The organism is Mesorhizobium sp. B263B2A (assembly GCF_020165775.1).
Lineage (GTDB): Bacteria > Pseudomonadota > Alphaproteobacteria > Rhizobiales > Rhizobiaceae > Mesorhizobium > Mesorhizobium opportunistum.
Genome location: NZ_JAIUIU010000007.1, coordinates 22,200 through 48,316, shown reverse-complemented (window position 1 = coordinate 48,316; position 26,117 = coordinate 22,200). Strand labels below are relative to the sequence as shown.

Genomic DNA, 26,117 nt, shown 5'->3' with positions numbered 1-26,117 from the left:
ACCATGCAGGAACACGACATGTCCTGGGTGCGTACCGAAATGGCTCTGGCGCAGCCGGCGCCGGCAAGCGTCAGCGGTCCGATGGCCTGGGTGCGCAAGAACCTGGTCGGCACGGTCGGCGACACCATCCTGACCATCCTCGGCATCATCATCGTCGCCTGGGTGCTGCCGCAGGTCATCGGCTGGGCGTTCATCAATGCCGTGTGGACCGGGCCGGATCGCACCGTCTGCGCGACCGTGGCGCAAGGCGGCATTCAGCCGGATGGCTGGAGCGGCGCCTGCTGGGCCTTCGTCAACGCCAAGTTCGGCCAGTTCATGTTCGGCACCTATCCGGTCGAGGAGCGCTGGCGGCCGATCGTGGTCGCCATCCTGTTCGCGGCGCTGCTGATACCGATGCTGATCCCGCGCGTGCCGCGCAAGGGGTTGAACGCCATCCTGCTTTTCCTGGTGCTGCCGATCGTTTCCTTCTTCCTGCTGGTCGGCGGCATGTTCGGTCTGCCGCATGTCGAAACCTCGCGCTGGGGCGGGCTGCTGATCACGCTCAGCCTCTCCTTCGTCGGCATCGCCGTGTCGCTGCCGCTGGGCACAGTGCTCGCGCTCGGCCGGCGCTCCAAGATGCCGATCGTCAAGATGCTGTGCGTCATCTTCATCGAGGCCGTGCGCGGCATCCCGCTGATCACCGTCCTGTTCTTCGTCTCCGTCATGCTGCCGCTGTTCCTGCCGGCCGGCGTCACCTTCGACAAGTATTTGCGGGCGCTGATCGGCGTGTCGCTGTTTGCAGCCGCCTATATGGCCGAGGTGGTGCGTGGCGGGCTGCAGGCGATCCCGAAGGGCCAGTATGAAGGCGCCGATTCGCTCGGCCTCGGCTACTGGCAGAAGATGAGCCTGATCGTGTTGCCGCAGGCGCTGAAGCTGGTCATTCCCGGCATCGTCAACACCTTCATCGGCATGTTCAAGGACACCAGCCTGGTCCTCATCATCTCGATGTTCGACCTGCTCGGCATCGTCAAGCAGAACTTTTCCGACGCCAATTGGGCGACGGCGCAGACCGCGAAATCCGGTCTCGTCTTCGCAGCCTTCGTGTTCTGGCTGTTCTGCTTCGGCATGTCGCGCTATTCAATGTACACTGAACGCCGGCTCGACACCGGCCACAAACGCTAAACAAAAAAGCAAGGGGACCCCGTCATGGCCACCGAAAATGCCGTCAGCGCGGAAGAGATCAAGGTCAACGCCGCCAAGATGCATATCTCCACCACCGATGTCGCCATCGACATCATCGCCATGCACAAATGGTATGGCGAGTTCCATGTTCTGAAGGACATCAATTTGAAGGTGATGCGCGGCGAGCGCATCGTCATCTGCGGCCCGTCCGGCTCCGGCAAATCGACGATGATCCGCTGCATCAACCGGCTGGAAGAGCACCAGAAGGGCAAGATCATCGTCGACGGCAAAGAGTTGACCAACGATCTGAAGAAGATCGACGAGGTGCGCCGCGAGGTCGGCATGGTGTTCCAGCACTTCAACCTGTTCCCGCATCTGACCATCCTGGAAAATTGCACGCTGGCGCCGATCTGGGTGCGCAAGACGCCGAAGAAGCAGGCCGAGGAAATCGCCATGCACTTCCTCAAGCGCGTGAAGATCCCGGAACAGGCCAACAAATATCCCGGCCAGCTTTCCGGCGGGCAGCAGCAGCGCGTGGCGATCGCCCGCTCGCTATGCATGAACCCGCGCATCATGCTGTTCGATGAGCCGACCTCGGCGCTCGATCCGGAAATGATCAAGGAAGTGCTGGAGACCATGGTTGGCCTGGCCGAGGAGGGCATGACCATGCTGTGCGTCACCCACGAAATGGGCTTTGCCCGCAAGGTCGCCAACCGGGTGATCTTCATGGACCAGGGCCAGATCGTCGAGCAGAACACGCCGGCCGAGTTCTTCGACCACCCGCGCCACGAGCGCACGAAACTGTTCCTGTCGCAGATCCTGCACTGAGCGCTCCGACGCCAGTTCAGGAAGCCCGGCCGCACCACGGCCGGGCTTCCTTGCATTTGAGCGAGCGGATCGCTTGCATTGGAACGCGGCTGAGCCGCAAAGTCGCTGCCTCATGAGAAAACTCGGCCGTTTTCTGGGTCTGCTGTTGATAGCGGCCGCGCTCGCCGCGACGCTCGGCACGCTGTTGCCGCGGCCGCTGTGGCCGGCCGCCGCGGCGGGCGAGGGCACACGGCACATATTGGTGCTGAAGAACCCGATCCACACCGACATCGCCATTCCGGTGGACGATGCCGTGCGCCAGCGCTTTCGTTTCCTGGTCGAGGCTGGCATCCCGGCCGACAGTCCCGAGGTGCGCTATATCGTCTTTGGCTGGGGTGGCCGCGCCTTCTATCTGGAAACGCCGACCTGGTCGCAACTGAAGGCCATTCCGGTAATGAAAGCACTGACCATCGACGCCTCGGTCGTGCATGTCGATGTCACCGGCGATATCGTTGAACCGCATCCCGATGTCGCCAGCTTCGACATCGGCGAGGACCGTTTTGCGGCCTTGCTTGATTTTATCGCAGCCAGCTTTCAGCAAGGGGCCGGCGGCCCAATCGTCATCGAGAATGCGGCCTATTCCAGGTTCGACCGCTTCTACGAGGCGAACGGCCATTTCAACGCGCTGGTCGGCTGCAACACCTGGACGGCGGCGGCGCTGCGCACCGCAGGCCTGCGCACCGGCTGGTGGAACCCGCTGCCGGCTTCGCTTGGGTGGTCGTTGAGCTTGTACAATTAGTGTGCGCATTTCGCGAATTGGCAAACGTCGCGTTCCTTCGCGCCCCCCCTCTGTCCTGCCGGACATCTCCCCCACGAGGGGGGAGATCGGATCTCGCTCCGGCTTTCGCTAATCTCCAACGTTTGCAAAAGGACGCCGGCGCCAAAGCTGCCAATCTCCCCCCTCGTGGGGGAGATGTCCGGCAGGACAGAGGGGGCGCTGTCCCCGCCAGCCCATCGGTTTCTTTATTGTCTCGATGTCCTACCGCCTGATAATCTTCGGTTGCTCCCACCCGTAGAGCCAGTCCAGATCCGCCGCGAGCTTTTCCGCTGGCCGCGTCGCCAGCACCAGGTTGCGAGCCAATGCCACTGGACCCCAGGCATGCCAGGCCAGCCGGTTGAGCGCGCCGCGCCGGATCACCTTCTCGACGCGCGGTCGCCTGAGATTTTCCCAGATCGCCAGGCCCTGCTTCGGATCGGCCGGGAAGTCGGCAATTACCCCGGCAAGCGTTGCGGCATCTTCGATGGCCATGGCGGCCCCTTGTGCCGCGAATGGGGTCATCGCATGTGCGGCGTCACCAATCAGGGCGATGCCGGTTGGTGTCGTCCAGTGCTGCTTCTGGTCGACCGTATGGAGCGGCCAGGTCAGCCACGGGCCGGCCATTTCCACCAGCCTTGCAAGGGCTGCCGCCGTGCCGCTCATAGCATTGGCAAGGATGACGGGATCGGCATGGCCCGACCAGCCCTCGGCAATGCGCTCGCCTTTGGTGAAGGCGACAAGGTTGAAGGCATCGCCCTTGCTGACGGGATAGGCGACCATGTGGAATCCCGGATGCAGAAAAGTCGTGACGCAATCAGCCGCCCCAATCGCGGCAAAGGCTTGCCCGGCGCCGCTGTCGGCGGCAACAGTCGTGCGCCAGGCCAGTTCGCCGGAAAAACGGCTTCTTGACGATCCCCCCCGAGCTCGATCGACAACCGCGCGCACGGATGACCACACGCCGTCGGCGCCGACCAGAAGGAAGCCCTGTGACTGGACAGTCTTGCCGTCCGTCTCCAGTGTCGCCGTCACACCATGATCGCCTGTGGCAGCGCCGCTGACGCGCGTACCCTTGACCAGATGAATATTCGGGTTTTCGGCAACGTGTGCGGTCAGCGCGCTCTGCAGATCGGCTCTGTGGGCGACGAGATAAGGCGCCCCCCAGCGTTCTTCGGCGGCTTGCCCGAGTGGTACACGCGCCAGTTCGCGCAACGTCCTTGCGTCCTTCAGCACCACCGCCTCGGGCCGCACCGCCGCCGGCAGCAGCCGGTCGAGCGTGCCGAGTTGGCGCAGGATGCGTGTCGCGTTGGGGGAAAGCTGGATGCCGGCGCCCACGGCCTCCAGCCGCTGCGCCTGTTCGAACACCTGCACGGGATAGCCGCGTTCGGCGAAGGCAAGCGCCGCGGTCAGCCCGGCAACGCCCGCTCCGGCGATGACGACTTGCCGGGAGCGCTTGTCATCCATCAGGTCCGTCGCGGAAGGATCAGGCGGCCTGGTCGATGTAAAGGCAGCCCGCCGGCAGCGTTTCCGTCGCCTTCAGCTTCGGCGAATAGCGGTAGAGCGTCGAGCAATAGGGGCAGACCTTCTCATTGTCATCGCCCATGTCGAGAAACACATGCGGATGGTCGAAAGGCGGGTTGGCGCCCGTGCACATGAATTCCTTGACACCGATGTCGATTGCCGGAAAGCCCGCATCGTTCTGGAAATGGGGAATGGAACCGCCTGCCATCGTCGTCTCCTTAACGCAGTCTCGCATGCATCTGGATCATAACAGGTCTCTTTGCAAGATCGATGAAATCAAACTGTCGCAAAAGCCTGTCAGAGGATAAGTTAAGCCGGTTAACCGGCCGAGCTGGTGGGAAGAGCAGGAACAATGAACGAACTGAAGCCGGTGCAGAGCGAATTCATCAATGTCGAGGCGGCGAGCCCGGAGGGCGGCAATCCAGACCGTTTCGTCAATCGCGAGTTTTCCTGGCTGCAGTTCAATCGCCGCGTGCTCGAGGAATCGCTGAACACCAATCATCCGCTTCTGGAGCGCGTCCGCTTCCTGTCGATCTCGGCCGCCAATCTCGACGAGTTCTTCATGGTCCGCGTCGCCGGCCTCGCCGGCCAGGTGCGCGAGGGCATCGTCTTGAAGAGCCCTGACGGCCGCACGCCCGAACAGCAGCTCGAACAGCTGCTGCGCGAGGTCGAGCGGCTGCAGGAAGACCAGCAGAAGAGTCTATCGGCGCTGACCGTGCTGCTCAACAAGGAAGGCATCGAGACCATTACGCGGGATGCGCTGACCAAGGATGAGAAGGCCTGGCTGGAAGAGCATTTTCAGGACCAGGTATTTCCGGTGCTGACCCCGTTGTCGATCGACCCGGCGCATCCATTCCCGTTCATTCCCAATCTCGGTTTCTCGATGGCGCTGCAGCTTCGCCATCGCAAGAATGGCGAGGAGATGAGCGCGCTCTTGCGCCTGCCGGTGGCGCTGAAGCGCTTCATCCGTCTTCCGGACCGCAAGCACCATGTCCGCTTCATCCCGCTGGAAGAGGCGGTCGGCCTCTACATCGGCAAGCTGTTCCCCGGCTATGAGGTCAAGGGTTCCGGCACATTCCGCATCATCCGCGACAGCGACATCGAGGTCGAGGAGGAATCGGAAGACCTCGTGCGCCTGTTCGAGACGGCGCTGAAGCGCCGCCGCCGCGGTTCGGTGATCCGCATCGAATTCGACAAGCTGATGCCCAGCGAATTGCGCGACTTCGTCGCCGGCGAGCTTGGCGTCTCGTCGAGCCGTATCAGCGTGCTCACCGGCCCGTTGGCGCTCAGCCAGATCTCCGAGATCGTGGCGGTCGCCCGCGACGATTTGAAGTTCACGCCCTACAATCCGCGCTTTCCCGAGCGCATCCGCGAGCATGGCGGCGACTGTTTCGCCGCCATCCGCGAGAAGGACATCATCGTCCACCACCCCTATGAATCCTTCGACGTCGTGGTGCAGTTCCTGCGCCAGGCCATGGCCGACCCCGAGGTGGTGGCGATCAAGCAGACGCTTTACCGCACCTCCAACGACAGCCCGATCGTGCGCGCGCTGGTCGATGCGGCCGAGGCCGGCAAGTCGGTGACCGCGCTTGTCGAGCTCAAGGCCCGTTTCGACGAGGAAGCCAACATCCGCTGGGCGCGCGATCTGGAGCGCGCCGGCGTGCAGGTCGTGTTCGGTTTCCTCGAACTCAAGACCCACGCCAAGATGTCGCTGGTGGTGCGCCGCGAAGACGGCAAACTGCGCAACTACGTGCATCTGGGCACCGGCAACTACCATCCGGTCACCGCGCGCATCTATACTGACCTGTCCTTCTTCACCACCGATCCGACGATCGCCCGCGACGTCGCCCAGCTGTTCAATTTCATCACCGGCTACGCTGAGCCGACCGACGAAATGCGGCTGGCGATCTCGCCCTTCACGCTGAGAAGCCGCATTCTGAAGCACATTTCCGCCGAAGTCGCCCATGCGCTGGAAGGAAAGCCGGCTCGCATCTGGATGAAGATGAACGCGCTTGTCGACCCGATCATCATCGATGCGCTCTATGATGCCAGCCGCGCCGGCGTCGAGATCGACCTCGTCGTGCGCGGTATCTGTTGCCTCAGGCCTCAGGTTCCGGGGCTTTCGGAAAACATCCGGGTGAAGTCGATCGTCGGCCGGTTTCTCGAGCACAGCCGCATCTATTGCTTCGGCAATGGCCATGGCCTGCCCTCGGACGAAGCGATCGTCTACATCTCCTCGGCCGATCTCATGCCGCGCAATCTCGACCGCCGCGTCGAGACCATGGTGCCGATCACCAATCCAACTGTGCATGAACAGGTCCTTGGCCAGATCATGCTCGGCAACATCATGGACAATCAGCAAAGTTTCGACGTATTGGCTGATGGAACCTCCCGGCGCGTCGTGCTGGAGGAGGGCGAGGAACCGTTCAACGCGCAGGAATATTTCATGACCAATCCGAGCCTGTCGGGACGGGGTGACGCGCTGAAGTCGCACGCGCCCAAGCGCATCGCGCAGTTCAAGCGCCGCAAGAAGAACGCCGCAGCGTCCGGCTGATGCTGTCTGATTCCCAGGGCCGGCTGCAGGACCGCCGACCGCTGTCCATCATCGACATCGGGTCGAATTCGATCCGCCTTGTCGTCTATGAGGGACTGGCGCGTTCGCCGACCATGCTGTTCAACGAAAAGATGCTGGCCGGCCTTGGCCGCGGCATCGTTTCGACCGGCAAACTCGATCCCGAGGCGGTGACGCGCTCGATGGAGGAGTTCCGCCGCTTCCGTGCGCTCTCCGACCAGGCCGGCGCCGAGCACATGTATGTCTTGGCCACCGCCGCCGCCCGCGAGGCGATCAATGGTCCCGATTTCATCCACCGCGCCGAAGAGGTGCTGAAGACCGAGATTCGTGTCATCAGCGGTCGCCAGGAGGCCTATTATTCGGCGCTCGGTGTCATTTCCGGCTTCCACCCGGCCAACGGCATCGCCGGCGATCTCGGCGGCGGCAGCCTCGAACTGGTCGACGTCAATGGCGAGGCGATCGGCGATGGCATAACGCTGCCGCTGGGTGGCCTGCGCCTGCAGGACATGGCCAAGAACTCGCTTACCCAGGCGCAGAAGATCGCGCGCGACGAACTGGCGCGGGCCAAGCTGTTGAAGGGCGGGCAGGGCCGGCCCTTCTACGCCGTCGGCGGCACCTGGCGAAACCTCGCCCGGCTGCACATGGAGATGACCAACTACCCGCTTGGCGTCATGCACCACTACGAGATATCCGCCGAGAGCGCGACGGCCTTTCTCAAGCAGGTGGCAAAAGCCGAGATCGAGAAGATCAAGGGCATTGAAGGCGTATCGAAAAATCGCCGCTCGCTGCTGCCTTACGGCTCTATCGTCCTGCAGGAGATCATGGCGGCCATGCAGCCGTCGAAGATCATCGTCTCGGCGCTCGGTGTGCGCGAAGGCTTTCTCTATTCGCTGCTCGACGAGGCCGAGCAGAAGGCCGATCCGTTGATTTCGGCATCCGAGGAACTCGCCCGCTTGCGCTCGCGCTCGCTCACCCATTCGCATGAACTGGTCGACTGGACGGCAAAATCCTTTGCCGCCTTCGGCATCGATGAGACGGAGGACGAGGCGCGCTACCGCCACGCCGCCGCATTGCTGGCCGATATAGGCTGGCGCGCCCATCCGGAGTATCGCGGCAGGCAATCGCTCAACATCATCGCGCACGCCTCCTTCTTCGGCGTGGACCATCCCGGCCGTGCCTTCCTGGCCTTGGCCAACGCTTATCGCCACGATGGCATCTTCAACGAATCCATCGCGCCCGAAATCAAGGCGCTGGCGACGCCGCGCTATCTGGAACGTGCCCGGGTTCTGGCGGCGATGATGCGCGTCGTCTATCTGCTGACGGCCTCGATGCCCGGCATCATGCCCAGGCTAAAGTGGGAGCAGCGCGCCAACGGCGTGCTGGCATTGGTGTTGCCGGCATCCCTGGCCGACCTCTATGGCGAACGGCCGGCCGGGCGCCTAGCGCAACTGGCAAGGATAACCAACCGCCGGCTGGTGCTGGCCGTCGAGGGCGGCCCGAGCATGTCGGTGAAATGAACACGGCCTGCCGGAGCGTGATTTATCTGACCCACGCGGATATTCGGATATTATGTCAACTCAATCGCGCCACTTGCCAGCGGCTTCGCGTTTGATGACCGGCTTCCCCCAATCCGTCGCTGCTTCGCAACGCCACCTTTCCCCCCTCCGGAGGGAAAGGAAGGGAGCCTCGTTGGAAAAGCGTTGGCGGCAATAGGCTCGCGCCCTTCCTCTACCCCGTCGATCGGGGGAGAGGTGGCTCGGCGAAGCCGAGACGGAGTGGGGGTCGACCTGGCTCGGCGTCGAAAGCCACGCCATGCAATTCAGCCTGCTGAATTTTCGTTCTAACTCTGCGTCGTGCCACTCACGCGAATAGGCTCAGTCGCGGGAAAGTGCGCCGCGGAAGGCGACGGCTGCTAGGACAAGGCTGGCGATGGCGTTCCAGCCGGCCAGCGACAGGCCCAGGATGCGCAGCGCGGCCTTGTCGCAGGAGGGCGGCACGAATTTGTCGAGCGCGTCGAGCACGCCCTTGCCACCGGTGTCGACCGGCCCGGCGCCCGCCGTGCAATCGGTCGGGCCCGCCCACCACTGCCATTCGACGCCGGAGTGGTAGACGCCGAGATAGAGGCCGTAGAGCATCAGCAGGCCGCCGATGCCCAGCAGGCCGCGCGTCAGCCATGCGGGTGCGCGCAGCATCGATGCAATCACCGCCAGAACCATCAACGGCACGCCGATATAGTAGGGGGTGCGCTGCTCCAGGCAGAGATGGCAGGGGATGTAGCCGCCGATATACTGGAAGCAGAGTGCCGAGCCGACGGTGGCGGCCATGGCGACGGCGAGAAACAGGGCGGTTCGCGTCCGCTGGCGTCCGGTATCGGCATTCATGATGGCTGTCATTGGGTCTTTCGTCCGCTGAATTCGTCCGGCTATTTCCTTGTCCGTGCCGTTGTCCCAAAGCCACTACACAGTTTTGGGCGACATGGATCAGAACGCGTATTTGACCAATATATAGAGCAAAATCAGGGCAGCCGCGCCGGCGCCAACGATCAATCCCAGGCGCTTCTCGATGAACTCCCTGATCGGCTCGCCATAGCGGCGCAGCAGCCAGGCAAGCAGCAGGAAACGAGCGCCTCGCGCCAAGATGGCCGAGACGATGAAGACCACAAGATTGATGTGAAGCGCCCCGGCCAGAATGGTGACCACCTTGATCGGCGGCAGGTGCGCAACACCGGACGTGACGAGCAGCACGAGCATCAGCCCGTACCCGGACGACTGCCACTTCTCGAACGTGGCAATGCCGCCGAAGTGCTCCAGGATCGGCCGTGCTATCGTGTCGTAGGCATAGTAGCCGATCAGCCAGCCGGCGATGCCGCCCAGCACGGACGCGGCAGTGGCGGTCAGCGCATAGCGATAGGCGCGTTCCGGCCGCGCCAACGCCATGGGCAGGAACAGTACGTCCGCCGGGATGAAGAACACCGAACTTTCGACGAAAGCGATGAAGGCCAGCCACCATTCGGCGGATTTGCGGGCCGCCAGGGACAAGGTCCATTCGTACAGTCCACGAAGCATCGGCACTCCTAATGCATGTCGCCCGCAAGGTGCGTATCGGTTTCGGGACAGAACAAGGACCCAAAGCGCAGGGCATCCATCCGTGTTCAGATGGGCATCGCTTTGACACGCCGCCTGTCTAGAAAGATTTTCCGCGCTGCACAATGGCAGCACACCCACGAAATCGGAAGGCGCAGTTTGGTCGCATCCAGGCGATCCCGAGATTTGGCCAGTTGACGAACAGGCCTCCGACCGTATAGTCCGCGCCCATCCAGGCCGTCCGGCCTGAGCCCCTATGGCGGAATTGGTAGACGCGCTCGACTCAAAATCGAGTTCCGCAAGGAGTGCTGGTTCGATCCCGGCTAGGGGCACCACCCTTCGCTCTTTGAGCTTTGGGTGGCAAGCCACCCTCTTGGAGCTTCGGAGCTCGATGGACGGGAGAGTGTCCTCCGTAGCCTTGGCGAAGGAGGATCACCGACGCCGCAGCAGGCTCTTCATGCGGTTGCGCAGCAGGCGGGCCATGTTGCGGGTTTCACGGTAGAGATGCAGCTGTGAGGCGGCCTGGCGTGCCAGGCGGTCGGCGTCCGGCGTCAGCCCGATCACCAGCGTGCCGATCGGCTTGCGCTCGGTCCACAACCGGCTCATCACCGGATGGTCCGGCACGGCGCAGGAATCGGTCATCATGATGTTGGGATCGTCGAGGTGCTGCTTCGTCACTTCGATCATCAACAGCGTGCCCGGCGAATAGGCGGCCAACGTCTCGTCATAGGCCGTCTTCCAGGTGTAGGCGACGCCGGCTTCGACGAAGACGATCAGGCAGGCGATGGTGCGGCCGTCGAGCGTCAGCGAATGGATGCGGCACATGTCCTGTTCGGCGAGCCGATGCACGGCCTCGCGCGCGAAGGCGGCGCGGAAGCGGTCGATCGCCATGGCGGTGCGCTCGCGGCCCTTCCAGCCGGACGCTTCCAGCGTCAGGAAGCTTTCGATGGCGTGGCGGATCTCTTCGGGGCCGCGCGCCACCACATGCTCCAGCTTGCCGAGGTCGCCGAGGCGCCGCTTCAGGCGGCGGAATTCGCGGTAATGGTGGGCGCGCAGCGAGGCCTTCAGATAGTCGTCGCCGTCGAGTTCGCTCTCCAGCGCGGGGCGCTGGGTCTGGCCGGTTGTGACCAGCATCAGGCCGCGCGTCTCGGCCACGGTGCCGAGCAGGCTCGCCACCGGACCGTCGAGCCTGATGTCGGGCAGGACGAAGACCTTCGGCAGTTTCAGGTGCGGGCGCGACAGCATCGCGAAGAAATCCTCGACCACGCCGACCGGATCGTCGCGGTCGATCAGCGGCGTGCCGAGCGGACCGAACGGGCTCGACCATGTGCGCATCACAGGCACGCCGAGCGGCACCACCGGGCGTTCCACCGAGAACGGCACCAGGAGGCGCAGCCGGTTGCGGTATTCGTCGCCGTCGCGGATCACCGCCAGCCGCACCTCGCGATCCTCCAGCCGGGGCATGGCCGGAGCCAGGAAGCGCGGGTTGAAGAAGACGTTCGGCTCGATCGTGCGGGCGCAGAGATAATCCAGCTCCTCGACCAGGTCGAAGCCGGCCGATGCCGGATAGATGGCGAGCTTGCGCTCGGGCCGGTTGTTGGCGAGGATTTCGATATGGGCAGGGTCGGCGTCGCGCGCCAGCCCGGCAAGGCCGGACACCATGGCGCCGGCCGTACCGCCGCTGGTTTCCTCGAGCAGGGGGGCAGCGGCCATCACGCGGCTCCTTGGACTGGCACGAAGATCGCCATGACGATGCCGAGCTTGCGCCAGACCGTGAAAGACAGCGCGCCGGCCTCGAAGATCATGGCGAAGGCGGTGGCCATCGCCGCGCCCCACAGACCGAAGAGCGGGATGAGCACGACGTTGAGGCCGATGTTGAAGGCCAATGTCATGGCATAGACGGCGGCACAGATGTTCTGGTTGCCGCTCATGGTGAGCAGGCTCTCGCATGGGCCGACGGCGGCGCGCGCCACCACGCCGAAGACGAGCAGGAACAACAGCGGATAGCCCGATGTGAATTCGGGGCCGAACAGCACCAGCATCGGTTCGCCCAGCGCCAGCACCAGCAGCGCCATCAAAAGCGACGGCCAGAAGGTCCACGACACCGTCTCGCGGGCGAAGGCTGCAAGCTTTTCCGGCTCGCCATGGGTGAACTGCGCGTAGCGCTGGGCGACGCCGGCCTTGACCGCGAAATAGACGAAATGCACCAGCGCCAGCGTCTTGACCGTGGCGAAATAGACGGCGACGTCGTTGGGATCCATATAGGCGCCGACCATCAGCACATCGGCGTTGGTGAGCAGGAAGAAGAAGCTTTCGACCAGGAAGATCGGCAGCGAGACGACGAACCATTGCGCGAAATGCACCTTCATCGGTCCAGCGGGGATCTTCCGCTCCATGCGCTGGGTGACGCCGATGAGTTGCGCGAGCGTGGTGACATAGGTGGCGGCGATGGAGGCGAATATCGCTGTCTTGGCGTCGGGTGCGTAGCCGGCGAAAAGCATCAGCGCCATGAACAGCAGGATCAGCACGGGGCGTATCAGGTAGGTCGGCGACAAGGCGAACAGCGCCCATGAATTGGCCCGCGCCAGCCCTTGCAGCAGGTCCGACAGCGCGATCATCGGCAGGCAGATGACGCCCAGGACGAACGGTATCACGTAGTAGTTCTCGATCCATGGTGCGGCCAACCAGACGCCCAGCGCGCCGAGCCCGGCGATGATGGTGGACGCGATCAGCACGAACAGGCGGCTGGCCACGACGATGCCGCGCAGCTCATCCATCAGGCCGCGCTCGCGGTATTCGGGGATGAAGCGGATGACCGAGGTGTGGAAGCCGAGGCAGGCGAGATTGCCGACGATGACCATCGTCACCCAGACGAGGACGAAGATGCCGTATTCGAACGAGCCCATCCAGCGCGCCATCAGCACCTGGCTGACGAAGGCGATGACGGCGCTGACGATGCGGATGGAGAAGGCGATGACCGACATGCGGCCGGCCTCGCCGCGCTCGTCGGCGGTGAACAGCACGGCGTCGATGCGGTCGAGCAACGGCCCCATGCGCAGCGCCAAGCGCTGCGGCAAGAACCGCCCGGCAGTCGTGGCCGCGGAAAAGCGCACCCCGAATTTTCTCCGTTTTCCGCCTCTTTTTCAGGGTTGGGTGTAGCGGAGACACATTAAGAAAACGTGGGCGGGGAGCTTCCTTCGCCCCGTCCCTATACGGGGAGAAGGTGCCGGCAGGCGGATGGGCAGCGCCAGCTTTCGCAGCATCGGGCTGATGCGGGCAGGGCGAGGGAAACTATCCCGGACGAAATGGCTTCGCGGGGACTGCGTCTGACAATCGCAGAGGTCAGCGCCGCCCCTCATCCGCCCTTCGGGCACCTTCTCCCCGTTCACGGGGAGAAGGAAGAGCGCGGCCCTTACGCAAACGCTCCATGACAATGCTTGTACTTCTTCCCCGAGCCGCAGGGGCAGGCTTCGTTGCGGCCGACCTTGCCCCAGGTGGCCTGGTTGTTCGGATCACGGTCCTCGGGGGCGACGATGGCGTTTTGCTCCTGGCGCACCAGGAGGGCGGTCTCGCCGTCGCCGAAATCATTCTCGCCGGTGGTGCCGTCGATATGGCTGCCGAACATGTCGGGGGCTTCCGGAGGCGGCGCTTCGGCGGCCTGGCGGACCAGTTCGACGCGCATCAGCTGCGCGGTGACGGCCTGGCGCAGATTGCCCAGCATCGCCTGGAACAGCTCGAAGGCCTCGCTCTTGTACTCCTGCAGCGGATCGCGCTGGGCGTAGCCGCGGAAGCCGACGACGGAGCGAAGGTGGTCGAGGTTGACGATGTGCTCGCGCCACAGATGGTCGAGCGTCTGCAGCACCACCGAACGCTCGACATAGGTCATCACCTCCGGGCCGAAGCGTTCGGCGCGTTCCTTGGCGGCGGCCTCGGCGGCCTGGGTGATGCGCTCGCGGATGTCGTCCTCGGCGATGCCTTCTTCCTTGGCCCAGTCCTCGATCGGCAGGTCGAGATTGAGGAATTCGGCGACCTCGGCCTTCAGGCCGGCGACATCCCATTGCTCGGCATAGGCGTTTTCGGGGATGGCCTTGGCGACGATCTCTTCGATGACGCCCTCGCGCATCTCGCCGATGGTTTCCGACAGGCCTTCGCCGTCCATCAGTTCGATGCGCTGCTCGAACACGACCTTGCGCTGGTCGTTGGAGACGTCGTCATATTTCAACAAGTTCTTGCGGATGTCGAAGTTGCGCGCCTCGACCTTCTTCTGCGCCTTTTCCAGCGCCTTGTTGATCCAGGGATGGATGATCGCCTCGTCTTCCTTGAGGCCGAGCTTCTGCAGCATGCCGTCCATGCGCTCGGAGCCGAAGATACGCATCAGGTCGTCCTGCAGCGACAGGAAGAATTTCGAGCGGCCAGGGTCGCCCTGGCGGCCTGAGCGGCCACGAAGCTGGTTGTCGATGCGGCGCGATTCATGGCGTTCGGTGGCCAGTACGTAGAGGCCGCCGGCGGCCAGCGCCTTCTCCTTCAGCCGCTCGACGTCGGCATTAATCTCTTTTTCCCGCGCCTCGCGCTCGGGGCCTTCAGGCATGTCGCCCAGTTCCTCGGCGATGCGCATCTCGGCATTGCCGCCGAGCTTGATGTCGGTGCCGCGGCCGGCCATGTTGGTGGCGATGGTGATGGCGCCGGGCTTGCCAGCCTGGGCAACGATGGCCGCCTCGCGCTCGTGGTGGCGGGCGTTCAGCACCTCGAAGTCCTTGAAGCCTTCCTTGCGCAGGCGCTCGGCCAGCTGCTCGGACTTCTCGATCGAGGTCGTGCCGACCAGCGTCGGCTGGCCCTTGGCGCTGGCTTCGCGGATCTCCTTGACGATCGCCTTGTACTTCTCCTCGACCGTTCGGTAGACCTCGTCGTCCTCGTCTATGCGGATGACCGGCAAATTGGTCGGGATCTCGGTGACTTCGAGGCCGTAGATGTTGCCGAATTCCTCGGCCTCGGTCAGCGCCGTGCCGGTCATGCCGGAAAGCTTCTTGTAGAGGCGGAAGTAGTTCTGGAAGGTGACTGAGGCCAGCGTCTGGTTCTCCGGCTGGATCGCCACATGCTCCTTGGCTTCCAGCGCCTGGTGCAGGCCTTCCGAATAGCGGCGGCCGGGCATCATGCGGCCGGTGAACTCGTCGATGATGACGATCTCGCCGTTGCGCACGATGTAGTCCTTGTCACGCTGGAACAGGCGGTGCGCCTTCAGCGCGTTGTTGACGTGGTGGACGATGGCGACGTTCTCGACGTCGTAGAGCGACTCGCCCTTCAAAAGGTCGGCGTCGCGCAGCAGGTTCTCCAGCTTCTCGGTGCCTTCCTCGGTGAAAATCGAGGTCTTCTGCTTCTCGTCGATCTCATAATCCTGCGGCTGCAGCTGGATGATGAAGGTGTCGATGGTGTTGTACATTTCCGAACGGTCCTCGAGCGGACCGGAAATGATCAGCGGCGTGCGCGCCTCGTCGACCAGGATCGAATCGACTTCGTCGACGATCGCGTAATTGTGACCGCGCTGCACCATCTGGGCGCGCTCGTATTTCATGTTGTCGCGCAGATAGTCGAAGCCGAGTTCGTTGTTGGTGGCGTAGGTGACGTCGGACGCGTAGGCGACGCGGCGCTCTTCGTCCGACAGGCCGTGGACGATGACGCCGACCGAGAGGCCGAGGAATTTGTAGACCCGGCCCATCCATTCGGAGTCGCGGGTCGCGAGATAGTCGTTGACGGTGACGACATGGACGCCGTTGCCGGCGAGTGCGTTGAGGTAGACCGGCAGCGTAGCGACCAGCGTCTTGCCCTCGCCGGTGCGCATCTCGGCGATGCCGCCATTGTGCAGCACCATGCCGCCGATCAGCTGGACGTCGAAGGGGCGCATGCCGAGCACGCGGCGCGCCGCTTCGCGGGCGGTGGCGAAGGCCGGGACCAGAAGGTCGTCAAGGCTGGCGCCATTGGCGATATCCTGGCGGAACTTTGCCGTGCGGCCGGCAAGCTCGGCGTCGGAAAGAGCCCGCATCTCGTTTTCCATGGCGTTGATCGCCTCGACGCGGGGCCGGGTCGATTTGACCCGACGGTCGTTGGAGGAACCGAAAACCTTACGGGCGAGACCGCCGAGACTGACCATCCAATGGTCCTTTCGATAGAATTCTCAATCTTGAGACAGGCGCCGGCCGGCCCCATCAAATCCGCGTGAACGCACCGCTTGAATGCGGGCAAACACAAAAAGCGCCCGGAAAACGGTTCTGGACGCCAAGTCGTTGGACAGATAAGAGGGGGCTCAACTGATGTCAACGCCGCGCTGGCCCTGCCGGTCGCGCCAAATTCCGCCACAATCTGGCTGATCTGGAAGCCGTCCCTCCTTACAATCCTCCACCGGAGTCATCCTTATGTCCTTGTTGTTCCGCCGTGCGTCGCTTGCCAGCCTTGGTCTGGCTTTCGGGCTGTCGGCTCTTAGCCTGTCGCCGCTGATGGCGCAGGAGACCGCTCCGGCTCCCGCGCCGGCCGATGCGGCGGCTCCAGCACCCGCGGCGGCGCCGGTCGACCCGAATGCCGTGGTCGCCACCGTCAACGGCCAGCCCTTGACCGAAGCCGACCTCATGCTTGCCGAAGGCGAGCTGTCGCAGCAGTTCGCGCAGCTGCCGCCCGAACAGCGCCGCGCCGCGGCACTTTCGGCGGCCATCGAGATCCGCGTCATGGCCGCCCAGGCCGTCACCACCGGTCTCGACAAGGATCCCGACTTCCAGCGCCGCATGGCCTTCCTGCAGCAGCGCGCGCTGCATGGCGAGATGGTCGAGAAGGGCGTCGTTGCCAAGGTCACCGATGCCGAAGTCCGCGCCCGCTACGACCAGGAGATCGCCAACACACCGCCGGTCAACGAGGTGCATGCCCGTCACATCCTCGTGAAGACGAAGGAAGAGGCCGAGGCGATCATCAAGCAGCTCGATGGCGGCGCCGACTTCCAGAAGCTCGCCAACGAGCACACCAGCGATCCCTCGGGCAAGACCAGCGGCGGCGACCTCGGCTGGTTCGGACCTGGCCAGATGGTGCCGGAATTCGACAAGGCTGCCTTCGCGCTCGAGGTCGGCAAATACACCGAACAGCCGGTGCAGTCGCAGTTCGGCTGGCACGTCATCAAGCTCGAGGACAAGCGCACCAAGCAGCCGCCGGCCTTCGACGACGTCAAGGACCAGGCCAAGCAGGCGGTCATCCGCGACAAGTATTTCGCCTTGGTCAAGTCACTGCGCGCCGGAGCCAAGGTCGAGATCCCCGATGCCAAGCTGAAGCAGGCCGTCGATACGATGGAAGCCGGCAAGTAAGCCTGAACGAGGTTTTCAAAGGGGCGCGGCAGCCAAGGGTTGCCGCGCCCTTTTTTTAGCCGCCGCTATCTGCCTGATGCCGCTATGCCTTGCAGGAGATAGTGGACCACCTTGCGTATCGTCGCCTCGGGCTCATCGAGCTGGTTGGTCAGGAGATGCCGCCAGGCATAGGAAGCGACGAGGTCGGCGACCACGCCCGGATCGATATCGGCCGCGACCTCCGCCCTGGCCTTGGCGCGCTCGATGATCTGCGCGGTATGGGCGCGGCGTCCGCTGGCATAGCCGGCAAGGGCTGTCGCCGCGGTTTCGTCCGTCTGCGCCTCGGCGATCAGCGACCTGAACACGCTGCCCGACGATGTCTGGCGCCAATGGGCGAAGAGGTTCTCCAGGAAGCCGACAAGATCCTCCTCCAGTTTTCCGGTATCGGGCACATCGACGCGTTTCTGGCGCTGGTAGACTTCGAGCAGCAATGCCGCCTTGCTCGGCCACCAGCGGTAGATGGTCGGCTTGCCGGCACGGGCGCGGCGCGCCACGGCTTCGATCGAGAAACCGGCATAGCCGGCCTCGACCAGCACGGCTTCGGCTGCTTCCAGGATGGCTTCGGCGCTGTCGGGATTGCGCCTGGCGCCAATCGATTTGCGTGCCGGATCCGCGTCCTCGGCCATTCCCGTCGTCCTCGCCAACAGTTTCGCCGGCAATCATAGGTGAGCCGGCGATGAAACGAAACGGCCCGTTTTTCAACGAATCAGGCGAAGCCGCAGGGCGATCGTCCCGCCGTTCATTGCACCGCTTGAGAGGTTTCCGACTCGATGCGCCACCCGTCCTCGGCCTTGACCAGCCCGAGCGTGACGCGCGCCTTGCCGGTCAGCCGTGCCGCCGACTTGTCCTTGGGCACATAGTCGTAGCGCATGGCGAAAGCGGCATCGGCGCGATCCTCCCCATGCGGCGTGATCTCCAGGCTGCCGGGTTCCAGGCCAAGCGACCACGAAGCCCATTGCGCAAACCAGTCGGCCTTCATCTTGAGGATGGCGGCGGCGTCGTAGCGTGTGCCGAAAATGGAGGCGGACGAACCGTAGAGCCGCCGGACGGTGTCGGCCATCGCCCTGGTGTCCGGCGCCAGATAATCCTGGCGCAGGAATTTTTCGATCGAGGCTTTGTCGTCGCCCACGGAGCGCTCGAGTGCAGCGACCTGCGGGGCTGGCGCGGGCGCCGCCGCCACCTTGGGCGACAGCACCGGCCCGCCGCCCGGCACGAACTCGAAGCGTTCGAGCAGCGAACCCTGTTCCCATGGTCGCTGGGCCTCGCGCGTTTGCGAGACCACGTCGCGGCGCACCGCGATCATCATGTCGTTGATGCTCTGGCCGGGCTCGGCGATGTGCCGCAGCAAGGCGGCGGCGAAGGGCGAGTTGCGCCCGGTACCGTCCATGGCGACCGCACCCGGCGCCGTCGAGAAGGCGATGAAGGAGCCGCGCGTCGAATCGAATTGCGCCAGCCCTGCCAGCGCGGTCGCCGAGCGGGTTGTGGCGCTGCGGCTCAGGCTGCGGGCAAACGGATTGTTGCGGCAGGCATCGAGAAACACCAGGCTGACCTTGGTCTGCTGTTCCATGATGTCGAGGACTTCGTCGATCGGCACCGCTTCGAGCTGGAGCTTCACCGGCATGTCGAGCCTGGCGTCGACCGGCACCACGTAATTGCGGCCGTCGACCTGCAGGCCATGGCCGGCATAGTAGAAAAGCCCGGCGCCGGCGCCCTGCAGGGCATCCGAGAACTCGCCGATCTTGCGTTCGAGCTCGCGCTTGCCGAGATCGTTGCCTTCGATGACCTCGAAGCCGATCGAGCGCAGCTTATCGGCGATATCGAGTGCGTCGTTCACCGGATTGGCGAGCGTGCCGGCTTCGGCATAGGTGCCGTTGCCGATGACGAGCGCGACGCGCCGTTGCGGCTCAGCGTCGGCGCTCAGCAGCAAAAGTCCCAGAAACGCCCAAGCGAGGATCGCAAGCCTGCCCATGGGAAGCGATGATAGCGCCACAGTCCCCGGCGATGCCAACAGATTTGAAACGCAAGCTTGATCCGCGGTGGTTTCGCGCCCGGCAGACGCGGCGAAAACGCCCTTGCGCAGGGGCTCCGTATCGGGCAAACCGGCCTTCCCCTTGCGATTTTCCCGCCCGAGGTCCCCATGTCCACGACGATTTCGCCGCTCGCGCCGAAGAAATACCCCAAGATGCCTGTTATCGAAGGCGTGCGCATCGCCACCGCCGAAGCGGGGATAAAGTACAAGAACCGCACCGACCTCCTGGCCATGGTCTTCGACGCGGGCACCACGGTCGCGGGCGTGTTCACGAAGTCGAAGTGCCCCTCGGCGCCGGTCGATTTCTGCCGGCAGAACCTTGGCGCCGGCAAGGCCCGGGTGCTGGTCGTCAATTCCGGCAACGCCAATGCCTTCACCGGCAAGAAGGGCCGCGAGTCCACCACGCTGACGGGGGAGGCGGCGGCCAAGGCGGCCGGCTGCACGGCGGGAGAGGTCTTCCTGGCGTCGACCGGTGTCATCGGCGAACCGCTCGACACCACGAAATTCAGCCATCTGCTGGCCGGCCTGGTCAGCAACGGCAAGCCGGATCTGTGGACCGAGGCGGCCAAGGCCATCATGACCACGGACACCTATCCGAAAGTGGCGACGCAGACCGTCAAGCTCGGCGACATCGATGTCACCATCAACGGCATTTCCAAGGGCGCCGGCATGATCGCGCCGGACATGGCGACGATGCTGTCCTTCGTCGCCACCGATGCGCCGATAGCGGCTCCCGTGCTGCAGGATCTTTTGTCGCGCGGCACCGCCAAGACCTTCAACGCCGTCACCGTCGACAGCGACACCTCGACCAGCGACACGCTGCTGATCTTTGCCACCGGCAAGGCCGCCCAACGCGGCGCGCCTGAAATCACCGATCCCAGGGATGCCCGTCTCGGCGCGTTCCGCCGGGCGCTCGGCAAGGTGCTGAAGTCGCTGGCGCTGCAGGTGGTGCGTGACGGCGAGGGCGCCCGCAAGCAGGTCGAGGTCACCGTCACCGGCGCGAAATCGGCCCGCTCGGCCAAGCGCATCGCACTGTCGATCGCCAATTCGCCGCTGGTCAAGACGGCGGTTGCCGGCGAGGACGCCAATTGGGGCCGCGTCGTCATGGCCGTCGGCAAGGCCGGCGAGCCAGCCGATCGCGACAGGCTGTCGATCTGGTTCGGCGACAACCGGCTGGCGCATGAGGGCGAACGCGATGCGGCCTATTCGGAAGAGAAGACTTCGGCTTACATGAAGCGCGACGACATCCGCATCCGCGCCGATATCGGCATCGGCCGCGGCAAGGCGACGGTGTGGACCTGCGATCTCACCAAGGAATATGTCGCCATCAACGGCGATTACAGGAGCTGATCGCCTTGGTTTCGCGCCATCCGGCAAGCATGCTCGCAACCGTGCGCCGCTACGAGGCGGCCGGCTTTCGCGCCTGGCCGGCGGCCGCGGTCCATTATGACGGCACCTGGGTGGTGCGGCTGACCGCCGGCCATCCGGCCAAGCGCCTGAATTCGGTCAATCCGCTCGATCCCGGCGACACGCAGCACATGGCCGACCGCATCGGCCGCGCCAGCCGCCGTTTCGACGCCTATGGCCGGCCGCTGACCTTCCGCATGTCGCCGCTGTCGGGGCCTGATCTGGCCAGTCATCTCGACAAGGAGGGCTGGAACCGGTTCGACGAATCCCTGGTCATGCGGCTGCCGCTGGCGGCCGCCCAGCTCGACACCGCTATGGACCAGATACCGCTCAAGGACATCAGCCGCTTCATCGGCGCCTCGCTCAAGGTCAGCGGCTCGGATGTTTCGTTGCGGCCCGGCCTGTCGGAGATCATCGGCGCCATCCAGCCCGAAGCCGGGCTGTTCGCGCTCGAAGACGGCGCAGAACCGCTGGCGACGCTGATCTGCGTGCATGACGGCGATCTTGCCGGGCTGTTCGAGGTGGCGACCGACAGGTCGGCGCGCAACAAGGGCCATGGCCGCAACCTGATCCTGTCGGCGCTGAAATGGGCACGGCTGCGCGGCGCGCGGGAGGCCTGGCTGCAGGTCGAGGCCGGCAACGTGCCGGCGCTGGCGCTCTACCATTCGCTCGGCTTCGAGGAAGTCTATCGCTACCACTACCGCCGGCCGCCCGGTCATGAGTGACGTCGGGCATGAATGAGCTGGTGAATACATGAATGATCTAGCAAGTACGGGCAAGCGCCTGCTGCTGGTCGCGGCCTGCGCGCTGGTCGATGCCGACGGCCGCGTGCTGCTGGCGCAGCGACCGCCAGGCAAGCAGCTTGCCGGCCTGTGGGAATTCCCCGGCGGCAAGGTCGAGCCCGGCGAGACGCCGGAACAATGCCTCATCCGCGAACTGCAGGAGGAGATCGGCATCGAGACCGAGATCCCATGTCTGGCACCACTCACCTTCGCCAGCCATTCCTATGACGACTTCCATCTTCTGATGCCGCTGTTCATCTGCCGCCGTTTCCGCGGCATTGCCCAGCCCAGGGAAGGGCAGGCGCTGAAATGGGTGCGGCCCAAGCAGATGCGCGACTATCCGATGCCTCCGGCCGATGCTCCGCTGATCCCGTTCCTCATCGATCTCCTGTGAGCGGGGCAAAACCACCTGCCGCCGGTGGCCGAGCCGGATCCACGGTATCGGGTCGTATCAGCCAGCGTTAATGGAAGATTTATCTCATCATGAAAAATTGATGCATGGCCGTGTTGTCGCGGCCGTGCCGCCGATTCGCTGGGGAGCGACAGCATGAGCCTAGACAGGGATTGGGACTCGATCCGGCCCGACCGCAGCTTTCGTGTCGCCGACGCCGGCATGGGGGTGCTGCGCATCACCCTGCTGTTCGGCTCGGCCGCGGTGGCACTGGCGCTGATCGCGACACCTTTCCTCGACAGCCGGACGCGCTCGCAATCGGTTCGTGACGATTTTTCCGGTGGTCTCGACATGGCGGCCACGGGTTCGGTCAGTCATCGCAGCATCTATACGGTGCGTCGCAGCGTGCTGCAGGCTCAGCCAGGTTCAGTCTGCATCATCCAGTCCGACGGCAGGAGCAGCGGCGACTGCTGATATGGTTAAGAGATTTTCCAGAGGGCGGTGATTTCACCGCCCGTTAAGCCTTTGCCGTTAACCTTTCTTAACAGATCGGCGGTAGGGTTCCGGCAACGGGGATCGAGGCGATGAAAACAGTGCTGCTGCGTTTTCTGACGGATGAGACCGGCGCCACTGCCGTCGAATACGCCTTGATTGTCTGCGTGCTGTCGCTGACCATCATTGGCGGCATCAGCCAAGTCTTCAACTCGATCACCTGGCTGTTCAGCGACAACGGCAGCAGGCTTGCCAACGCTTTCGCGCATTGATCTTGGCGCGCATTGACCTTGGCGCGCATTGATCCTGGCTTGTCCGCGTACAGCTCAATGCTTTTCAGGCCCCTCCAGCACAGTCTTCAGCGAGACCTTTGCCGAACCAGGCTTCAGCGGTTTTTGCTGCGACGCATCGGGCGCCCAGCCGGACATCCAGACGATCGAGAAGCTCGCCCTTATCCGGCCATCAGGGTCGGAAAACCGCTCGGCATAGATTTCCGCGGCACGCGCGAACAGCTTGCGTGAACCCGGCCGCCGGCTCCGGTCGGCAAGCGCGCTGGTTTCGCCCATGGCGCGCAGGTCGGCCATCAGCGTAAACAGGTTGGCATAGCGCACCGTCACGGTTTCGACATCGGCGACCGGCAGGGCGAGACCGGCCCGCTGCAAAAGCGCGCCAGCATCGCGCACGTCGGTGAACGGGATGACGCGCGGGCTGGCGCCGCCGTAAAGCTCGGTCTCGGCTGCAAGCAGGCTTTCGCGCAATTCGCCGAGCGTCCCGGCGCCCGCGAAGGCGCCGAGGAAAAGCCCGTCCGGCCGCAGCGCGCGGCGGATCTGGATCAGCATGCCTGGAATGTCGTTCATCGCCTGCAGCGACAGAAGCGACACCGCCAGATCGAGGCTTTCCGGCTCGAACGGCACGGTTTCCAGCGGTGCGATCATGCCTGCGGCACCGTCCAGGAAAGCCGCGTCCGTCTCGACGCGGACGATCTCCGTCACCTTGCCGCTCGCGGCCAGGACGTTGGCCGCGGCTGGCGTCTGGCAAAACAGCACCGCGGCCTTGCCGAACCTGCGTTCGACGGCACCCAGCCGGTCGGCAAGATCCTCGGCGGTGCGGTTCATGAGGAAATCGGCACCGTCAACCGGAGCGTCAAGCGCGCGCCGCTTGTGCGCCAGCCACAGAGAGGTATCCATTATCGGCTGCAACGGGCGGATCCTTGTTTGTCCGCGCCCTGATATACCTGGTATAGCCGGTACGGAGAACCAACCACGTGGCCGATCCGAGGTCCAAGATCAAGTCCATCGAGATCGGAAGCCTGGCCCGATCGGCCCTCGGCTGGCCGGCGCGCATCCTGTTTCCGCCGGTTTGCGCCGGCTGCCGCCGGCATGTCTCGCAGCCCGGCGTGCTGTGCGGCGCCTGCTGGCCGAAGCTGCGGCTTCTGGAACGGCCCTGGTGTCCGGTGATGGGCACGCCGTTCACGCACCACATGGGCGAGGGCTTTCTGTCGGCCGAGGCGATCGCCGATCCGCCGCCCTTCGACCGGGCGCGGGCGGCCGTTGCCTATTCCGGCGTTGCCCGCCAGATGGTGCAGGGGCTGAAATATCAGGATCGCACCGACCTCGCGCCATGGATGGCGCGCTGGATGGTGCGCGCCGGCGCCGATCTCATCGCCGAGGCCGATGTGGTGGTGCCGGTGCCGCTGCATTGGCGGCGTTTCTTCAGGCGGCGGTTCAACCAGTCGGCGGAACTGGCGCGCGGGGTTTGCGAGCTCAGCGGCCTGTCTTTCGCACCTTCGGCGATGCGGCGTGTCAAGCTCACCCGGCAGCAGGTCGGGCTGGAGCGGCAGGAACGCGAGGACAATGTGCGCGCCGCTTTCCGGGTGCCGGCGGAAGCCGAGATCGAGATTGCCGGCCGCAGGGTGCTTCTGGTCGACGATGTCTACACCACCGGCGCCACCGTGCGTTCCGCCACCAAGGCGCTGAAAAAGGGAGGTGCTGCCGCAGTCGACGTGTTGACGTTTGCCCGTGTATTGCCGGGGGACTTTCGGGCGGACGAGTCCGCGACTATATAAGTCGGCAATGGACGTATGAGCTTGGAAGAGACTACGGAATTCGTCATGGCCGATGTTACGATCTATACGCGCATGATGTGCGGCTACTGCACGGCAGCCAAGCGGCTGCTGGAGCGCAAGGGTGTCGCCTATACCGAGCACGATGCCTCGTTTTCGCCGGAACTGCGGCAGGAGATGATTTCGCGTGCTCATGGTCGCACGACCTTTCCGCAGATTTTCATCGGCGATACGCATGTCGGCGGCTGCGACGACCTCCATGAACTGGAGGCCGAAGGCCGGCTGGACAGGCTGCTCGCCAACGGCGCGACGATTTGAGGGTGTGACGATGGGTGTTTTCAAGGCTGCTGCGATCCAGATGCGTTCAGGCGAGAGCCCCGAGCGCAATGCGGTCGATGTCGAACGACTGGTGCGCGAGGCGGCGGCGCAAGGCGCGACCTACATCCAGACACCGGAAATGACCGGAGCGCTGATCCGCGACAAGCAAGCGCGCGCCGCTTCCTTCACCTCCGACGACAAGGACATCGTTGTCGCGACCGCGCGCAGGCTGGCGCGCGAACTCGGCGTCTTCCTGCATATAGGCTCGACCGCGATCCTGCGTGCCGACGGCAAGCTCGCCAACCGGGCGCTGCTGTTCGGACCCGACGGCGCCACGCTCGCCACCTACGACAAGATCCACATGTTCGACGTCGATCTCGACAATGGCGAGAGCTGGCGCGAATCCGCCGCCTACGAACCGGGCACCGAGGCCGTCGTGACCGAGATCGCGGGCGCCAGGCTTGGCTTCGCGGTCTGCTATGATCTGCGTTTCCCGCAACTGTTCCGCGCCGAAGCCATGGCCGGCGCGGATGTTTTGACCGTACCCGCCGCCTTCACCCGCCAGACGGGCGAGGCGCACTGGCATGTGCTGCTGAGAGCCCGCGCCATCGAGAATGGCGCCTATGTCGTTGCCGCCGCGCAAGGCGGCCTGCATGAGGATGGCCGCGAGACTTTTGGGCATTCGCTGATCGTCGATCCGTGGGGCCGCATCATCGCCGAGGCCGCGCATGACGAGCCCGGTGTGATCGTCGCCGAGATCGACCCGGCGCAGTCGCTCGCCGCGCGCAAGAAGATCCCCAACCTGAAAAATGCGCGGGATTTCGCCGTCAATGCCGGTTCAGCGGAGGCGCCGCTTCTCAGGGGTGCTGCCTCTTGATCCGCTTTTCCCTGATCTGCGAGAACGAGCACGAGTTCGAGGGCTGGTTTCGCAGCAATGACGATTTCGACACCCAGAAGAAGCGCGGCTTTGTCGATTGCCCGAGCTGCGGCTCGCACAAGGTGCAGAAGGCCTTGATGGCGCCCGCCGTTTCCACGGCCCGCAAGCAGGAAACCATAGCGCTCGCCATGGGCGAGGCGCAGAAGCAGGCTCTGGCGCAGTTGAAGGCGATGGCCGAGAAGGTGCGCGAGAATGCCGACTATGTCGGCGACAAGTTCGCCGAGGAAGCCCGAAAAATCCACTTCGGCGAAACCGATGCGCGGGGCATCTATGGCGAGGCGACGCTGGACGAGGCCAAGAGCCTCGCCGAGGACGGCGTCGACTTCATGCCGATCCCGGTGTTCCCGGACGACCGCAACTGAGCG

The 26,117-nt window shown here is 64.3% G+C and carries 25 protein-coding genes and 1 tRNA gene; 16 read left to right on the top strand and 10 right to left on the bottom strand.

All coding sequences use genetic code 11. The features are described 5' to 3' along the window. The first annotated feature begins 3 nt into the window (after window positions 1-3). The 3 genes from LB568_RS13895 (at window position 4) to LB568_RS13885 (ending at window position 2,767) form a co-directional block, all read left to right on the top strand. Window positions 4-1,161, top strand: a complete 1,158-nt coding sequence (locus LB568_RS13895; protein WP_013896206.1) for an amino acid ABC transporter permease — start codon at window positions 4-6, stop codon at window positions 1,159-1,161. Window positions 1,162-1,239: 78 nt separating this feature from the next. Then, window positions 1,240-1,989 carry an amino acid ABC transporter ATP-binding protein gene (locus LB568_RS13890; RefSeq protein ID WP_031240865.1) on the top strand — a complete coding sequence of 250 codons (750 nt, stop codon included), beginning with the start codon at window positions 1,240-1,242 and terminating at the stop codon, window positions 1,987-1,989. 112 nt (window positions 1,990-2,101) lie between these two features. Then, window positions 2,102-2,767: a TIGR02117 family protein gene (locus LB568_RS13885; protein ID WP_140571697.1), complete on the top strand. Its 666-nt coding sequence runs from the start codon at window positions 2,102-2,104 to the stop codon at window positions 2,765-2,767. Window positions 2,768-3,007: 240 nt separating this feature from the next. Here LB568_RS13885 and LB568_RS13880 read toward each other — a convergent pair whose 3' ends face one another. Further along, window positions 3,008-4,246: an FAD-dependent monooxygenase gene (locus LB568_RS13880; protein WP_140571695.1), complete on the bottom strand. Its 1,239-nt coding sequence runs from the start codon at window positions 4,244-4,246 to the stop codon at window positions 3,008-3,010. Window positions 4,247-4,265: 19 nt separating this feature from the next. Continuing rightward, complete coding sequence (locus tag LB568_RS13875; RefSeq protein ID WP_013896203.1) at window positions 4,266-4,511, bottom strand: zinc-finger domain-containing protein; 246 nt, start codon at window positions 4,509-4,511, stop codon at window positions 4,266-4,268. Between the two features lie 144 nt (window positions 4,512-4,655). On the opposite strand from LB568_RS13875, the gene LB568_RS13870 reads away from it, so the two are divergent. Together LB568_RS13870 and ppx are read left to right on the top strand one after the other, a co-directional pair. Continuing rightward, window positions 4,656-6,857: an RNA degradosome polyphosphate kinase gene (locus LB568_RS13870; protein ID WP_023766425.1), complete on the top strand. Its 2,202-nt coding sequence runs from the start codon at window positions 4,656-4,658 to the stop codon at window positions 6,855-6,857. After that, window positions 6,857-8,392: an exopolyphosphatase gene (ppx, locus tag LB568_RS13865; protein ID WP_013896201.1), complete on the top strand. Its 1,536-nt coding sequence runs from the start codon at window positions 6,857-6,859 to the stop codon at window positions 8,390-8,392. The genes LB568_RS13870 and ppx overlap by 1 nt, the downstream gene beginning before the upstream one ends. A gap of 357 nt (window positions 8,393-8,749) precedes the next feature. On the opposite strand, the gene LB568_RS13860 is transcribed toward ppx, so the two are convergent. Continuing rightward, a complete protein-coding gene (locus LB568_RS13860; RefSeq protein ID WP_224730425.1) occupies window positions 8,750-9,268 on the bottom strand; it encodes a disulfide bond formation protein B in 519 nt (172 codons plus the stop codon). Window positions 9,269-9,355: 87 nt separating this feature from the next. Continuing rightward, window positions 9,356-9,940, bottom strand: coding sequence for a YqaA family protein (locus tag LB568_RS13855; RefSeq protein WP_013892847.1), 585 nt, complete (start codon window positions 9,938-9,940; stop codon window positions 9,356-9,358). 268 nt (window positions 9,941-10,208) lie between these two features. Between LB568_RS13855 and LB568_RS13850 the strand changes: the two genes are divergently transcribed. Continuing rightward, window positions 10,209-10,293: transfer RNA gene (locus tag LB568_RS13850), tRNA-Leu, on the top strand. 97 nt (window positions 10,294-10,390) lie between these two features. On the opposite strand, the gene LB568_RS13845 is transcribed toward LB568_RS13850, so the two are convergent. The 3 genes from LB568_RS13845 to secA form a co-directional block, all read right to left on the bottom strand. After that, window positions 10,391-11,671: a GNAT family N-acetyltransferase gene (locus tag LB568_RS13845; protein WP_224730424.1), complete on the bottom strand. Its 1,281-nt coding sequence runs from the start codon at window positions 11,669-11,671 to the stop codon at window positions 10,391-10,393. Beyond that, window positions 11,671-13,071, bottom strand: coding sequence for a lipopolysaccharide biosynthesis protein (locus tag LB568_RS13840; protein WP_224730423.1), 1,401 nt, complete (start codon window positions 13,069-13,071; stop codon window positions 11,671-11,673). Before LB568_RS13840 ends, LB568_RS13845 begins: the two co-directional genes overlap by 1 nt. 299 nt (window positions 13,072-13,370) lie before the next feature. Continuing rightward, the gene (gene secA / locus LB568_RS13835; RefSeq protein WP_224730422.1) at window positions 13,371-16,103 is read right to left on the bottom strand and encodes a preprotein translocase subunit SecA; all 2,733 of its coding nucleotides are present in this window, start codon (window positions 16,101-16,103) and stop codon (window positions 13,371-13,373) included. A gap of 262 nt (window positions 16,104-16,365) precedes the next feature. On the opposite strand from secA, the gene LB568_RS13830 reads away from it, so the two are divergent. Further along, complete coding sequence (locus LB568_RS13830) at window positions 16,366-17,295, top strand: peptidylprolyl isomerase (RefSeq protein ID WP_224730421.1); 930 nt, start codon at window positions 16,366-16,368, stop codon at window positions 17,293-17,295. 65 nt (window positions 17,296-17,360) lie between these two features. Here the strand turns inward: LB568_RS13830 and LB568_RS13825 are convergent, their stop codons facing one another. Both LB568_RS13825 and LB568_RS13820 read right to left on the bottom strand, forming a co-directional pair. Continuing rightward, window positions 17,361-17,960 carry a TetR/AcrR family transcriptional regulator gene (locus LB568_RS13825; RefSeq protein WP_224730420.1) on the bottom strand — a complete coding sequence of 200 codons (600 nt, stop codon included), beginning with the start codon at window positions 17,958-17,960 and terminating at the stop codon, window positions 17,361-17,363. A gap of 113 nt (window positions 17,961-18,073) precedes the next feature. After that, the gene (locus LB568_RS13820) at window positions 18,074-19,303 is read right to left on the bottom strand and encodes a caspase family protein (RefSeq protein WP_224730419.1); all 1,230 of its coding nucleotides are present in this window, start codon (window positions 19,301-19,303) and stop codon (window positions 18,074-18,076) included. Window positions 19,304-19,471: 168 nt separating this feature from the next. Here LB568_RS13820 and argJ point away from each other — a divergent pair, with 168 nt between their 5' ends. From argJ to LB568_RS13795, 5 genes are all read left to right on the top strand, one after another. Further along, window positions 19,472-20,713: a bifunctional glutamate N-acetyltransferase/amino-acid acetyltransferase ArgJ gene (argJ, locus tag LB568_RS13815; protein WP_224730418.1), complete on the top strand. Its 1,242-nt coding sequence runs from the start codon at window positions 19,472-19,474 to the stop codon at window positions 20,711-20,713. 29 nt (window positions 20,714-20,742) lie between these two features. Beyond that, a complete protein-coding gene (locus LB568_RS13810; protein WP_031250572.1) occupies window positions 20,743-21,495 on the top strand; it encodes a GNAT family N-acetyltransferase in 753 nt (250 codons plus the stop codon). Between the two features lie 28 nt (window positions 21,496-21,523). After that, window positions 21,524-21,946 carry a (deoxy)nucleoside triphosphate pyrophosphohydrolase gene (locus LB568_RS13805; protein WP_013892856.1) on the top strand — a complete coding sequence of 141 codons (423 nt, stop codon included), beginning with the start codon at window positions 21,524-21,526 and terminating at the stop codon, window positions 21,944-21,946. Window positions 21,947-22,099: 153 nt separating this feature from the next. Next, the gene (locus tag LB568_RS13800) at window positions 22,100-22,417 is read left to right on the top strand and encodes a hypothetical protein (protein WP_224730417.1); all 318 of its coding nucleotides are present in this window, start codon (window positions 22,100-22,102) and stop codon (window positions 22,415-22,417) included. 110 nt (window positions 22,418-22,527) lie between these two features. Beyond that, on the top strand, window positions 22,528-22,707 hold the full coding sequence (locus tag LB568_RS13795) for a Flp family type IVb pilin (protein ID WP_013892858.1): 180 nt from the start codon (window positions 22,528-22,530) through the stop codon (window positions 22,705-22,707). Between the two features lie 54 nt (window positions 22,708-22,761). On the opposite strand, the gene LB568_RS13790 is transcribed toward LB568_RS13795, so the two are convergent. Continuing rightward, window positions 22,762-23,634: a methyltransferase domain-containing protein gene (locus tag LB568_RS13790; RefSeq protein ID WP_224730416.1), complete on the bottom strand. Its 873-nt coding sequence runs from the start codon at window positions 23,632-23,634 to the stop codon at window positions 22,762-22,764. Window positions 23,635-23,699: 65 nt separating this feature from the next. On the opposite strand from LB568_RS13790, the gene LB568_RS13785 reads away from it, so the two are divergent. Genes LB568_RS13785 through LB568_RS13770 form a run of 4 tightly spaced genes read left to right on the top strand, consistent with a single transcriptional unit; the run spans window position 23,700 to window position 26,114 of the window. Continuing rightward, entirely contained in the window at window positions 23,700-24,500 is an 801-nt protein-coding gene (locus LB568_RS13785; protein WP_224730415.1) for a ComF family protein, read from the top strand. A gap of 45 nt (window positions 24,501-24,545) precedes the next feature. Beyond that, entirely contained in the window at window positions 24,546-24,815 is a 270-nt protein-coding gene (grxC, locus tag LB568_RS13780) for a glutaredoxin 3 (RefSeq protein ID WP_013892861.1), read from the top strand. 10 nt (window positions 24,816-24,825) lie between these two features. Then, window positions 24,826-25,692 carry a carbon-nitrogen hydrolase family protein gene (locus LB568_RS13775; RefSeq protein WP_224730414.1) on the top strand — a complete coding sequence of 289 codons (867 nt, stop codon included), beginning with the start codon at window positions 24,826-24,828 and terminating at the stop codon, window positions 25,690-25,692. After that, window positions 25,689-26,114 (top strand): DUF1178 family protein, encoded by a 426-nt coding sequence (locus LB568_RS13770; protein WP_013892863.1) that lies wholly within the window; start codon window positions 25,689-25,691, stop codon window positions 26,112-26,114. Before LB568_RS13775 ends, LB568_RS13770 begins: the two co-directional genes overlap by 4 nt. Window positions 26,115-26,117: the final 3 nt, after the last annotated feature.